The following is a 13,809-nucleotide window of genomic DNA, read 5'->3' as shown; positions in this document are numbered from 1 at the left end:
GGCTGCATGATATTACAAACCGATGAGATAAAAGCAGTTTATCTCATCATTCAAACTTATGAATGACAAGAATAAAACAAATTAATGAAAAAGAACAACGTCGAATTTAAGACAAAATAGAGGCTGATACGGTAGATAATGAAAGCCTTAAAATGCATTCATCCGCAATAAATTGCGGATGAATGGAGTACATTATCTAACACCACTTCACAACTAGATATCGAAGTGCAAACCACATTCTCGTTGTAAGCCATTAAAACGGGTTTCTTCTTCAGACATACCTAACTCAAGTGGTTTGCTTGAGTGAGTATCACCTACCGACACATAACCTTGTTCCCATAATGGGTGATAGGGCAAGTCATGTTCCGTTAAGTACATGTGCACGTCTTTGTTGCTCCACTCAATGATGGGTAACAATTTAAAACGTTTGCCACTAATGGCTAAAATCGGCAATGCTTCACGGGTACTAGACTGACTGCGACGCAAGCCTGCAAACCAAGTACCGACATTCAATTCAGCTAATGCACGCTGCATAGGCTCAACTTTATTGATGCGGTTATACTTTTCTAAGCCATCAATCCCCTGCTCCCACAGCTTACCAAAACGGGCTTCTTGCCACGCTTGGGTTTGACCCGCTTGGTACACTTTAAGATTCAGGCTTAAACGCTCGGTTAACTGATCAATAAATTGATAGGTCTCAGCAAACAAATAGCCAGTGTCGGTTAAAATAACCGGAATATCGCTTTGCGCTTGAGTCACCATGTGCAACATCACCGCACCTTGAATACCAAAGCTAGACGATAACGCATGATCGCCCGGTAAATATGCTAGACCCCATGCCACTCGTTGTTGCGCCGTTAAGCCTGCTAAAAACAGGTTAATGTTTTCAAGCGCTGCGATTTGCTCAGCTTTAGGCGCTAATAATAACGCCTGCAGTTGAGCCGGAGTAACTGAATGATCGACGGCCGCGTCAGTTGACGCAGTCGTTACCACTTCATTAGGCATGAAAATCCTTAGCGGCGTCTATAACCGCCTTCACTACGCCAATGCGTACAGTGAAGTTACCAAAGGTTTCGCCCGCATCGCGCTCTGTGGCGTAGCGACCAAATAAGGTATCCAATTCAGCTAAAATTTCAGCTTCTTGAATGTTTTCTTTATGCATTTTATTTAAACGCGTGCCTTCAAAGCTGGCGCCTAAATACAAGTTATAACGCCCAGGTGCTTTACCCACTAAACCAATTTCAGCTGCAAATGGACGAGCGCAACCGTTTGGACAACCGGTCATACGCACTACAATTGATTGCTCGCTAATGCCGTGTTTAGCCTGTAATGCATCGATGTGATCAATAAACTCAGGGAAGTAACGCTCAGCTTCAGCCATCGCTAATGGGCACGTTGGTAATGCCACACAGGCAATTGAATGACCGCGAGTACCGCTTAGCACTTGGCCTAATAAGCCGTGCTTACGGGCTAAACCTTCGATCTCAGCTTTATCTTGTGCAGCAACACCGGCAATAATCATATTCTGATTAGATGTCATACGGAAATCGCCTTTATGGATTTTGGCAATTTCACGTAGACCAGTTTGCAAGGTTTGACCTGGCATATCTTTAATACGGCCACTTTCAATAAATAGCGTTAAGTGGAACTTATTGTCGATACCTTCAACCCAACCATAACGGTCGCCGCGATCGCCAATGATCACCTCACGCTTAGGTGCAAATTTAACCCCAGCACGTTTTTCAACTTCGGCTTTAAATGCATCAAGACCATGGTCAACAATGGTGTACTTTAAACGCGCACGTTTACGCACAACACGATTACCCCAGTCACGTTGAACCGTCATTACCGCTTCGGCAAACTTGGTGACGTCATCCGTTTTAATAAAGCCCAAGTCGTCAGCTAAACGTGGGAAAGTTTCAACTTCACCGTGGGTAGAACCCATACCGCCACCAGCAACCAGGTTAAAGCCAATTAACTCGCCAGCTTCTGCTACCGCAATAAAACCAAGGTCGTTGGTATACACGTCTACATCGTTATGTGGCGGAACCGCAACAGCCATTTTAAATTTACGTGGCAAATAGGTTTTGCCGTAAACAGGTTCAACCGTTTCGGTGCCTAATAGCTTTTCTTCATCTAACCAAATCTCAGCATAAGCGCGAGTGTGTGGTAATAGATGATCAGATAAATGCTTTGCTACCGCATAAGCCTGCGCATGTAACTTAGATTCAACCGGGTTTGGATTACACATCACGTTACGGTTTACGTCACCACAAGCGGCAATAGAATCAAGGGCGGCGCGATCAAGACCTTGGATCAAGGTTTTTAGATTACGCTTAGGAATGCCGTGGTACTGAAACGTTTGACGCGTGGTTAAACGAATGCTGTTTGATGTGGTCAGCGTAGATGAAATTTTATCCACTTCTAACCACTGCTCAGGAGTACAAATACCACCAGGTACACGGGCTCGTAGCATGAAGCTATGCAGTGGCTCTAGCTTTTGCTCTTTACGCTCATTACGTAAATCACGATCGTCTTGCTGATAAAAACCGTGGAACTTGATCAACTGCTGATCGCCATCGCTAAACGATCCTGTCACTTGGGTATCTAAACCCTCTTTGATATCGCCGCGCAAATAATCACTGTCGATTTTTAAGTATTCGTTTAACGCTAACTTTTGCTCACTCATGGCCTGGGCCTCTCTTAATTCTGTTCAATTCATTAGTGCGATTGGGTTGCTAGATTTGGCCTAACAACCGAGGTCGAATTTAGTACACGTCTTTTTGGTAGCGTTTTTCACTACGTAGTGTTTCAAAGTAAGCTTCTGCGTCATCAGCGCTTAAGCCACCTTGTTCAACCGCAATATTCACTAATGCTTGGTGTACATCTTTTGCCATGCGTTCTGCATCACCACAGATATACACATGTGCGCCATTTTGTAGCCACTGCCACAACGCTTCGGCTTGCTCTGCAATGCGATGCTGAACATACACTTTATGAGCTTGATCGCGCGAGAAAGCTACATCTAAACGCGATAAATCGCCATTTTTAAGATATTGCTGCCACTCAACTTGGTATAAGAAATCTTGTTCAAAATGCGGGTTACCAAAGAATAACCAGCTGTCACCTGACACTCCGTCAACAACACGTTGCTGCATAAAGGCACGGAAAGGCGCAACACCTGTACCAGGACCCACCATAATGACCGGTGTGTTTGGATTTTCGGGTAAACGGAAATGGTTATTAGACTCAACATACACATTAACTTGTTGGCCTTCTTCAGCCGAGGCTAAGAAATGCGATGCCCCACCAAAACGTGCTTGGCCTTGACGTTCATCTTCAACTAACGCCACCGTCAAGTGTACTTCAGCTTCCACTTCGGCCTGGCTAGAGGCTATTGAATATAAGCGTGGCGTCAATGGACGTAACATATCAACCAATTGCACCGCGCTAACCTTGGCTGGATATGCTGCGACTAAATCAGCTAACTGATGCTTAAGAATAAATTGTCTGGTTTGTTCTTTGTCTTCACAAATGGCTGCAAGTTCAGCACTTCCACTTAACTCAGCCCATGTTTTCACTAGGCCTGGGTATAACTGAGTTAATTCTTTCTTGTCAGTTAACGCCGCTTTTAATGATAGTGACTGTTTCGACACGGTGACGTTGTCGTCTGCAGCTAAACCGAGCGCGGCGATAACTTCATCAACAAGCACTTCATTATTACTAAACCACACACCTAGCGCATCACCGACCTGATAAGTTAATCCTGACTCGCCTAAATCAATTTCAACATGGCGGACGTCACGATCAGAACCTCGACCAGTAATTTTTTGGCTTACCAGTACTTCTGCTGTATAGGGGTTTTGCTTGGTATATTCACTTTCACCCGCAACAGATGCCGTACCAATAGAGACCACACTGGCGCTTGAGGCTTGAATGTACGGCTTAACAGCCTCTACAACACTGTCCTGCCATTGTTGTGAAATATCTTCATAGTCAACATCACATTCTACCAACGGTAATAATGATGTTGCCCCTAATGCACTTAAACGCGCATCAAAGTCTTTACCTGTTTGGCAGAAGAACTCATAACTTGAATCACCTAGTGCTAGCACAGAATAATGTAGCTTATCTAATTTAGGTGCACGCTTTGAGGCTAAAAACTTGTGTAGTTCAATCGCATCATCAGGCGCTTCGCCTTCACCATGAGTACTAACAAGCAATAACAAGATGGTTTCTTGTTTTAACTGGCGGACATTATATTCGCCCATAGAAGCTAAATTTACTGCGTAACCTTGCGCCTGCGCCTTAGCGGCTAGCTCTTTGGCTACGCCACGGCCATTGCCCGTTTGGCTACCGTATAAAATCGTAACTGTTGGTGCGGCACTTGTCTCTGCTGTCGTCTCGACACCGCTTTGACCTTGGTTAGCACTCGCAGCGAGATAACCACTGACCCATGCAAGTTGAACTGAAGATAATTCTGATGTGAGTTGCTTTAACTTATCGACTTGTCCTTGAGACAATGGTGATGCTAAAGCTGAAAGTTCTTTTAACAACATAAGACGGCCTTATAACAGTGTAATGTGGACTAGCTTACTCCTACGGACAAAAACCAAAAAAGAATAAAAGATGATTTTTTATTCCATTTAGGAATATGCAAAGATGTTTTTTTAAGCTACAAAAGTGTGGCGCAGTTAAAAGTTTTTAAATTACCTTAATTTAAAACCCTTTAATTAGCCTAAAGGCACTTGTACCGAACATGCCTCATGTCGCAAGCTAGGAGCGCCAATTAACTGATGAATAATTATCAGGTTGATTGTTCTCTGAGTAAAACGACATGCAAATATAATGTAACTGTGTCAACGTAATGCCATTGGCTAAATAGTTTACCCGACTTCAATGGTCATATGCTGCTCTTTTTCTATCTTCAAAGTGCAGCATGTGAGGCAGAAATACTCAAACGGAATGGTCTATTGATGGGGAACAACAATAGACGGTCTTTTTATTAACCATCAGGAAACAGTCATGCAGATTGGAATACCGAGAGAAAGTATCGAAGGTGAAACTCGAGTCGCCGCGACTCCAGCCACTGTGGTACAGCTAATAAAACTCGGCTTTAGTGTGGCAATTGAAGCACAGGCAGGTGTGAAGTCGAGCTTTGATAATGCTGCATTTGAAGCCGCTGGGGCGGATGTGGTCGACAATGTGTACGACGCTGACTTTATTTTTAAAGTGAATGCACCGTCCGATGACGAAATTGCCAAAATGAAACCAGGCACAACGTTGGTGAGTTTTATTTGGCCAGCCCAAAACCCTGAGCTTGTTGAAAAGCTATCAAGTCACAATATTACCGTGATGGCGATGGACATGGTGCCACGCATCTCACGCGCCCAATCACTCGATGCCTTATCATCGATGGCCAACATTGGTGGTTATCGCGCAGTGATCGAAGCCGCCCACGAATTTGGTCGTTTCTTTACCGGGCAAATTACTGCAGCAGGTAAAGTGCCACCAGCCAAAGTGTTGGTTATTGGCGCAGGTGTAGCCGGACTTGCCGCTATTGGCACTGCGGGCTCGCTAGGGGCCATAGTGCGCGCATTTGATACTCGCCTTGAAGTGGCTGAGCAAATTGAGTCAATGGGCGGTAGCTTCTTAAAGCTTGAATTTGAAAACAATGAAGGCGGATCGTCTGACGGCTACGCTAAAACCATGAGCGATGAGTTTATTGCCGCTGAAATGGCACTCTTTGCTGAACAAGCCAAAGACGTCGATATCATCATTACCACCGCATTAATTCCTGGTCGTCCTGCGCCAAAGCTGATCACCAAAGACATGGTCGATACCATGAAACCGGGCTCTGTGATTGTCGATTTAGCAGCGGCAACTGGCGGTAACTGTGAATACACCGTCACTGGCGAACGCTTTATTACCGATAACGGCGTCAAAGTGTTGGGTTATACCGACTTACCAGGTCGTTTACCGGCGCAATCGTCACAACTTTATGGCACCAACTTAGTCAACTTGATGAAGTTAATGTGTAAAGCCAAAGACGGCAATGCAGTGCTCGATTTTGATGATGTGGTTATGCGCAACATGACCGTGACTCGTGGCGGCGAAATTACTTTCCCACCACCGGCAATTTCAGTGTCTGCGGCACCGCAAAAACCAGCAGCGAGTATCGAGCCTAAAGCAGCCAAAGTTGACAAAGTGCCGTCAAAACTTAAATACATTTTAGCTGTGTTAGGTCTAGCCGGTTTTGCTGCAGTGGCGTCAGTTGCGCCCGCTGAGTTCTTATCGCATTTCACCGTGTTCATCCTATCGTGTGTGGTGGGTTATTACGTGGTGTGGAATGTGTCGCACTCATTGCATACGCCGTTAATGTCGGTCACTAATGCTATTTCAGGCATTATTGTGGTCGGGGCGTTATTGCAAATAGGCCAGGGTTCAGCATTAGTCACGGCGCTTGCGTTTGTCGCGGTGCTTATTGCCAGTATTAACATCTTTGGCGGGTTTACCGTCACTCAGCGCATGCTGAAGATGTTCCGTAAAGATTAAGGAGTCATATCGTGTCTCAAGGACTGGTTACAGCATCTTATATCATTGCCGCGGTGTTTTTTATTCTCAGTTTAGCTGGGTTATCAAAACAAGAAACTGCTAAAAATGGTAATTTATTTGGCATTATTGGTATGGCGATTGCGCTTATTGCAACCATACTCAATCCTGCTACAAGCGGCGTAGAATGGATTATTCTCGCCATGGTCATTGGTGGATCGATTGGTATTCGCTTAGCATTAAAAGTCGAAATGACTGAAATGCCAGAGCTCGTCGCGATTTTGCACAGCTTTGTGGGTCTAGCTGCGGTATTAGTGGGCTTTAATAGCTTTATTGATATACAACCACACGAAGTGTCTGAAATTGTCGTGGTCATGGGGCAAGACCTCAACACCACCCTAGAAACCGCAAAAGCTGCATTTGCTGAAGCAAGCAAAGCCCAACAAACTGAGCATCTAACCGGTGCCATGCTTAACATTCACTTAGTGGAAGTATTTTTAGGCATCTTTATTGGTGCAGTCACCTTCACAGGCTCTATTGTGGCGTTTGCTAAGCTACGTGGTTTGGTTTCATCAAAAGCATTAATGCTACCTCATCGTCATAAATTAAATTTATTGGCCGTTGTGGTGTCGTTTATTCTAATGGTGATATTCGTTCAGGCGGGTGGTGCAGTGACACCAATCATCTTGATGACCTTAATCGCGTTTGCATTTGGTTGGCATTTAGTCGCATCAATTGGCGGCGCAGACATGCCAGTTGTGGTTTCAATGCTGAACTCATATTCAGGCTGGGCAGCGGCAGCAGCAGGTTTCATGTTATCTAATGACCTTCTAATTGTTGTTGGTGCGCTTGTGGGCTCATCGGGTGCGATTCTGTCTTACATTATGTGTAAAGCCATGAACCGCTCGTTCATTTCTGTTATTGCCGGTGGTTTTGGTAACGATGCTGCAGTATCAACTGGCGATGACACTGTGGGCGAATACCGCGAAACAACCGCAGAAGATGTCGCTGATATGCTAAAAGCATCAGACTCAGTCATCATCACCCCAGGTTATGGTATGGCGGTTGCTCAAGCGCAATATCCAGTAGCTGAAATCACTAAAAAGCTGCGCGCGTTGGGGATAAAAGTTCGCTTTGGTATTCACCCTGTTGCAGGGCGTTTACCTGGCCACATGAACGTACTATTGGCAGAAGCTAAAGTGCCTTACGATATCGTGTTAGAAATGGACGAAATCAACGAAGACTTTAGCAGTACTGATACCGTGCTCGTCATTGGCGCTAACGATACGGTTAACCCAGCGGCGATGGAAGATCCAACGAGCCCTATTGCTGGCATGCCGGTGTTAGAAGTGTGGAAAGCGCAAAACGTGATTGGCTTTAAACGTTCAATGAACACAGGTTATGCCGGTGTACAAAATCCATTGTTCTTTAAAGACAATACCCAAATGTTGTTTGGCGATGCGAAGGACAGTGTAGAAGCAATCCTTAAAGCCTTATAAATCAACTTGTGGCAAACAAAACACCAGCAATCAATGCTGGTGTTTTTTTGTTTAATAACCCGCTAAACTGGGTCCATTGGACTTAAAGGATTATCAGTTATTCATGGAACAGCAGGATATTATTGCTCAATTACAGCTTGAACTAGAGCAGCATAAGCAGAAAATCAAGCGACTAGAATACGAGAATAATCGGCTTACATTGCTCAATAAACGAGTAAACGAGCAACTCAACGCTACGCTTGATGGCACTGGTTTATGTCTATGGGAGCAACATATTCCCAGCGGAAACCTGACTATTTTTAATCAACAGTGGGGCCATCTGCTCGGTTTTACCCGTGAAGAATTACCGGCCCATATCAGCAGCTGGAAAAATAATCTCCACCCGGAAGATAAAGACTGGGTGATACAAGCCTTTGAAAGTCATGTAGCCGGTAATGCTGAAATTTATCAAGCCGTGCATCGCATGGTGCACAAAGATGGCACTGTTGCATGGGTGTCTGACCGTGGGCGTATTATTGAATATGGTATTAACGGTGAACCGCTTCGTATTATGGGCACTCATATTGATGTCACCCAAGAAAAGCGCTACGAACAAGATTTAGCCAAACTCGCTCATCGTGATCCGTTAACTAATTTACTCAATCGAAATGCACTCATTGCTGCCTTTGAACAAGGAAAAAGCACTCACAGTACACATCAAGGCGCGCTGTGCTTTATCGATTTGGACGGTTTTAAGATAATTAATGACCACTTAGGCCATCGATATGGCGATAGTTTATTAATCCATATTGCCAACGATATTGCGCAAATATGCGATCAACTGTTTAGCACTGCAGACTCAACACAAAACCCACTTCATCATGTGGCACGTTTTGGTGGTGATGAGTTTGTCATTTTAGTTCATTGCAATGATGTGGAACGATTAACCGCATTGGCTAAAACCTTGCTGTCACACTATCAACATCCTATCGAATTGGAGGGTGAAAGCATTAAAGTAGGCCTCAGTATTGGCATCAGCTTATTTGATGAATTAGACGAGTTCACTAATGTTTGTGAGCAAGCCGATAAAGCCATGTACAGCATTAAAAAACACGGTAAACATAATTTCTTATTTTGGTAAAATTTGCCTTGCCCCCTCAGATAAGACGATATTAATAATCGACAAATCATTCCCGCCGACAGAATTTGACATAATCAAATTGATGTTAATTTACTGTTCGACCTTACTGTTGTCAGCTTGAATTTTAATTAACGTTATCAAAGTCAAAATCCAACTCAACAGTTTGTATTCACGATAAATTCAATAACACACCCTGAATGTTCAAAACATATAATTCGTTTTCAATACAAAATTAAGCAATTATTTTTGTTTCAACTACTTAATCATCGTAATTTTTTTGTTAAAAACACGTTAGGTTATAGTTAACGAAAATTAGAAAGCGATAATAATATTACAGGGGAAAGGTATGAGCAGAAGTAAGCTTTTTTTTCAGACGACACTCGCACTCGCCATTGCAAATTCATTGGTTGTCACAAACCATGCTTATGCGCAGGAGGCAGAGAATGCCGAAATGGAAAAGATCGTTGTGACTTCTCGCGGGCGAGTGGAAACACTGCAACAAATCCCAGACTCAGTCACTGTCATAAATGCTTCTGAAGTTGCCCAAGCAAGAATAGAAACAATCAAAGACTTTGCCGCCCTGACACCTAATCTTGATGTATCTAAAAACTTTCGATCTGGTTTAAATTTCATCACCGTTCGTGGCCTAATAACTCCTCAAGTAGGCGAAGCTCCAATTGCCTATGTGGTTGATGGAGTGACCGTACCCAATTTAGAATTTATAAACCAGGGATTGCATAACATTGAACGCATTGAAGTCTTAAGAGGCCCTCAAGGGGCACTCTATGGAAAAAATGCTATCGGTGGAGCGGTTAATATCATCACTAAAGCCCCAACCGATGAAACTGAAGGTTCAGTACAGGCATCATATGCCGAAGGGAATGAAGTTAAGCTAAATTCAGCCTTGAGTGGCGCTGTCATTGAAGACAAACTTTATTACCGTATATCTGCAAACTATCGCGACAGTGATGGGCAAATAGATAATGCTCACTTCAACGAAGATGTCGACTTTGTTGACAGCGCATATGGCTTCCAAGGAATGCTTCACTATTTGATGACTGACGATACAGATATCACTTTTCGAGGTAACTACTCCAACAGTAGACAGGGTAGTAATTATATGGCGAGGATTTCCGCCGACGAGTTAGAAGATTTTAGTATTGAAAACGATAGCAATGCAATCGGTGAAGATATTTCAGAAATGTGGTTTTTATCCTCTAAACTGGAAAGTCAATTTGACCTAGGTAAATTGGTAGTAGTGCTTTCTGCAAATGATTCAGATATTGAGTTTTTTGCTGATGGTGATTTTACTCACTCCGACGCAAGCGAGGAAAACTTTTATTTCCCAATAACACAAATCAACCCGATAAAAGAAAGTTCAGAGAATCTCGAAGTGAGATTTGTCTCAGAGAGCAACGATGGATTTAGTTGGGCCTTAGGCAGTTTTGCAGAAACAAAAGACAGGTATGTTTCATATGACCAGGTTATTGATGTCACACCAACAGAACTTGTGACCTACAATGATGTAAAAGCACTAATGGCTTCAGATCCTTCTCTGGTATTAGAAGGTGAAAAAACAGTCCTAGACAGTTACGCCTATGCCTTTTTTGGGCAAGGTAATTATGATATTACCGATGATTTAGAGTTAACATTTGCATTAAGGTATGACTCAGAAACACGCGAAGCATATGATGAACGCGATAAAGCGGCATCAAAAGCCGAACAAACCTATAGCCAACTCCAACCTAAAGCCTCACTTGCTTGGCAATATACGCCCGATGTTTTACTTTACACCACCTATTCAAAAGGCTTCAGAAGTGGTGGTTTTAATGAATACTCACCTACCGTCAATCGTCAATATGATAAAGAAGTGTCCGACACAATTGAAATTGGCTCTAAAACAACTTGGCTTGATGACACCATTTGGTTAAATCTAGCGGCCTTTAGAATTGTTCAGCAAGATGCTCAGTTTACGCGTTTAAACCCGTCTACTTTCACCCTAGAAAACTTAAATATCGATGAAGTGATCATTAATGGATTAGAACTAGAGTTATCTGCCAATGTGACTGAAGACATTAAAGTGTCTTTTGGGGCTGGTTATATTGATAACGAAATAACTGAAAATAAAGGAACTGACATCTTATCAGGGCGTGATTTACAAGAAACTGAAGGTGGTACAATGCCTTACGTCTCTAAGTTTAACTTTAATGGCTCTATTACTCATTACACTGAATTACATAAAGACTGGTTACTAAGCTCACGCTTAGCATTTAACACTGTCGGGCCAAGAAGCTTTGATATCTACAATGATGATACCGGAGAAACAGACTCTCACACCTACCTCAACGCTAATTTCACCGTCAATAATGAGTCGTGGTCAGTTTCATTGTTTGCCAACAATATCTTAGATGAGCAATCTCCAGAAACAGTATTCCTATACAACCCATTAATTCGCATGCAAAACAGCCCTCGACAAGTTGGGGTTCAAGCTAAGTATTCATTCTAGGTTTTAGGGTCGCCCATGTATATGGCGACCCTTTCTGATTTATTTAAAGAGATTATTATGACGATTAGAGTTGCGACTGATGTCGGTGGTACGTTTACTGATCTTGTTTACATTGAACAAGGCACAGTAAAAGCGGTTAAAAGTGATACTACCCCACCTAATTTTGAGCAAGGGGTGATCAATACTGTTGATAAAGCAAATATATCGTTAGCCGATGTCGACTTTTTTGCACACGGTTCAACCGTGGTTATCAACGCGATTACCGAGCGTAAAGGCGTGAAAACAGCGTTAATTACCACTCAAGGATTTCGCGATGTGTTAGAAATAGCCCGGGGTAACACCCCTGATATTTTTAACAATTGCTATCAAAAACCAACGCCTTTTGTTGAGCGCCATTTACGCAGAGAACTCCCCGGACGCTTAGACCATTTAGGCCGAGAAATAACGCCGCTTGATCTCTCATTATTACCAGAGATCTTAACGTACTTTAAATCCCTAGATATTCAGGCTATTGCGGTGTGTTTTTTACATTCTTATTTGAATAATGAGCATGAAAAAGCAGCCGTAATAGCGATCCAAAAATACTGGCCTGAAGTGGATGTTATTGCCTCTTATGAAATTTCATCGGAGTGGAGAGAATATGAGCGAACGAACACCACAGTATTATCAGCATATGTGCTCCCACCCGCTCAGCAATACTTAAATAAACTGAATGAAAAACTCGCCGAAAAGGGATTAAAAAATGCACCTTACATCATGCAGTCAAATGGCGGTATTGCAACCTTAAAGGCCGCCTGTAAAAACCCTATTACACTTGTAGAGTCAGGCCCTGTAGGCGGGATTTTAGGCGCGGTAGCATACGGTAAAGTTATCGGTGACGAAAACCTGCTAGCTTTAGATATTGGAGGTACAACAGCAAAATGCTCACTCATTAACCAAGGTGAGACGCGGATCACCACCGAATATATGCTCGAGAAAACACAGAGCACAGCAGGTTATCCCATAAAAACCCCCGTAATTGATATCGTTGAAATAGGTAATGGTGGGGGCAGTATTGCCTGGATAGATGCTGCAGGTAGTTTACATGTAGGGCCAAAAAGTGCCGGTTCAACGCCAGGACCTGTGGCTTATGGTCGTAATGGTACAGAACCTACGACAACAGATGCCAATCTTTATACGGGACGAATTAATCCCGAAAACTTTGCGGGTGGCGAAATCAAACCTGCTCAACAAGCTGTGCATAACGCCTTCAAAAAGCTCGGTGATACGCTTGGTGTCACCGCCATGGAAATTGCACATGGTGTATTGAAAATTGCAAATTCAAACATGGTTAATGCTCTTAAGCTTATTTCGGTAAACAGAGGTTTTGATCCACGCGACTTTTCACTGATGGCATTCGGCGGCGGCGGGGCTTTACACGCCACTGCGCTAGCAAAAGAACTTAATGTTCGAAAGGTCATTATTCCGCCCTTTGCTGGGGTGTTTTCAGCATGGGGAATGCTGATGCTTGATTTACGTCGAGATTATATTCACACCCATAAAATCAGTATTACCCATGATAGCAAAACAGACATTGGTAAAGCTTTTGATGGCGTGATAACCAATGCATTAGCAGACTACAAAGAAGATGGTTTTAGTGAAGATAAAGTGATGTTAGAGCTTTATGTTGATGCTCGTTATCATGGCCAAGAACATACCGTAAAAATACCTGTTCCAGGGTTAACGCTCGAAAATAAAGAATTTATTGATACTTTATCCCAACGTTTCCATCAAGCTCACGAGCAAGAATATACCTTCAATCTTGAAGATTCAGCGATAGAAATTGTCAACATTCATTTGGTTGCATTTGGTCTATTAGATAAAGCTGAAATTACCCCAGTAGCAAAAAGCGAAAGTGCAGATGCCTCTACTGCGATTATTGGCCAACGCGATGTCGATTTCGATGAATTGGGAACCCACAACACCCCTCTTTATAATCGTGAATTATTGACTCACGGTATGAAATTCTCAGGGCCAGCCATTATTGAAGAACCAACGACTACGACAGTCATTCTGCCCGACAACAAAGTAGAAATAGATGCTTTTGGTGGCATACATATCCACTTAACGTATTAAGTTAAAGGACTTTAAAC

At 43.1% G+C, this 13,809-nt stretch carries 8 protein-coding genes; 5 read left to right on the top strand and 3 right to left on the bottom strand.

Annotated elements, in window-relative coordinates; translation table 11 throughout:
- Nucleotides 1–213: 213 nt before the first annotated feature.
- From GUY17_RS03650 to GUY17_RS03640, 3 genes are all read right to left on the bottom strand, one after another.
- Nucleotides 214–1,005, bottom strand: a complete 792-nt coding sequence (locus GUY17_RS03650; protein WP_101086074.1) for a phosphoadenylyl-sulfate reductase — start codon at nt 1,003–1,005, stop codon at nt 214–216.
- Entirely contained in the window at nt 998–2,689 is a 1,692-nt protein-coding gene (gene cysI, locus GUY17_RS03645) for an assimilatory sulfite reductase (NADPH) hemoprotein subunit (protein ID WP_101086075.1), read from the bottom strand. Before cysI ends, GUY17_RS03650 begins: the two co-directional genes overlap by 8 nt.
- A 79-nt stretch (nt 2,690–2,768) precedes the next feature.
- Nucleotides 2,769–4,559 carry an assimilatory sulfite reductase (NADPH) flavoprotein subunit gene (locus GUY17_RS03640; protein ID WP_101086076.1) on the bottom strand — a complete coding sequence of 597 codons (1,791 nt, stop codon included), beginning with the start codon at nt 4,557–4,559 and terminating at the stop codon, nt 2,769–2,771.
- Between the two features lie 466 nt (nt 4,560–5,025).
- On the opposite strand from GUY17_RS03640, the gene GUY17_RS03635 reads away from it, so the two are divergent.
- From GUY17_RS03635 to GUY17_RS03615, 5 genes are all read left to right on the top strand, one after another.
- Nucleotides 5,026–6,555: a Re/Si-specific NAD(P)(+) transhydrogenase subunit alpha gene (locus GUY17_RS03635; protein WP_162022329.1), complete on the top strand. Its 1,530-nt coding sequence runs from the start codon at nt 5,026–5,028 to the stop codon at nt 6,553–6,555.
- A gap of 11 nt (nt 6,556–6,566) precedes the next feature.
- On the top strand, nt 6,567–8,051 hold the full coding sequence (gene pntB / locus GUY17_RS03630) for a Re/Si-specific NAD(P)(+) transhydrogenase subunit beta (RefSeq protein WP_101086078.1): 1,485 nt from the start codon (nt 6,567–6,569) through the stop codon (nt 8,049–8,051).
- Between the two features lie 103 nt (nt 8,052–8,154).
- Nucleotides 8,155–9,171, top strand: coding sequence for a sensor domain-containing diguanylate cyclase (locus tag GUY17_RS03625; protein ID WP_162022328.1), 1,017 nt, complete (start codon nt 8,155–8,157; stop codon nt 9,169–9,171).
- A gap of 346 nt (nt 9,172–9,517) precedes the next feature.
- The gene (locus tag GUY17_RS03620) at nt 9,518–11,677 is read left to right on the top strand and encodes a TonB-dependent receptor (protein ID WP_162022327.1); all 2,160 of its coding nucleotides are present in this window, start codon (nt 9,518–9,520) and stop codon (nt 11,675–11,677) included.
- A gap of 57 nt (nt 11,678–11,734) precedes the next feature.
- The gene (locus tag GUY17_RS03615; RefSeq protein ID WP_162022326.1) at nt 11,735–13,792 is read left to right on the top strand and encodes a hydantoinase/oxoprolinase family protein; all 2,058 of its coding nucleotides are present in this window, start codon (nt 11,735–11,737) and stop codon (nt 13,790–13,792) included.
- Nucleotides 13,793–13,809 lie beyond the last annotated feature (17 nt).

The sequence above is a fragment of the Shewanella sp. Arc9-LZ genome, from assembly GCF_010092445.1.
GTDB lineage: Bacteria > Pseudomonadota > Gammaproteobacteria > Enterobacterales > Shewanellaceae > Shewanella.
This window is presented reverse-complemented; position numbering and strand designations above follow the sequence as displayed.